Origin of the sequence: Planotetraspora sp. A-T 1434 (assembly GCF_025420585.1) — a bacterium.
Taxonomy (GTDB): domain Bacteria; phylum Actinomycetota; class Actinomycetes; order Streptosporangiales; family Streptosporangiaceae; genus JAOEGB01.
In genome coordinates, this window is record NZ_JAOEGB010000110.1 from 1 (window position 1) to 448 (window position 448).

Annotated in this window: 1 protein-coding gene; it reads right to left on the reverse strand. The window is 75.2% G+C overall.

What is annotated here, in order from left to right:
• Positions 1-145: 145 nt before the first annotated feature.
• On the reverse strand, positions 146-313 hold the full coding sequence (locus tag N5079_RS35175; protein ID WP_261588548.1) for a hypothetical protein: 168 nt from the start codon (positions 311-313) through the stop codon (positions 146-148).
• Between the last annotated feature and the right edge of the window lie 135 nt (positions 314-448).

Here is a 448-nt window from a genome sequence, read left to right on the forward strand (position 1 = left end):
CGGGACCGGCCCCACAAACCCCGACCCCGACCACCCCGGCCCCACAGGGACCGGCCCCACCGGGACCGACTCCGCAGCCGCCGGCCCCATGGGGACCGCGCGTCCCGGATCCACAACCTCCGCCTCCGGACGTCCCACCTCCGCTTCACGGTCGCCCGACGGGGGCCCGGCAGACCATGCCCCCGCAGGCCGTGCCCTCGCGGACCGTGCTCTCGCGGGCGGTGGTCTGGCGGGCGGTGGTCTGGCGGGCGGTGGTCTGGCGGGCCAGCCGAGGCACCGGAAGGCAGAGGGCGTCTCGCCGGACGACGGCCAACTGGGCGACCTATGGCCAGACCACACCGGGGGCCTTCAACCGACCGCTCCGGCACCAGACGATCCATGGCCCGGCGAACCCAGCGAACCCGGCGAACCCAACGACGGCGAACCCAGCAAACCCAGCGAACCCGGT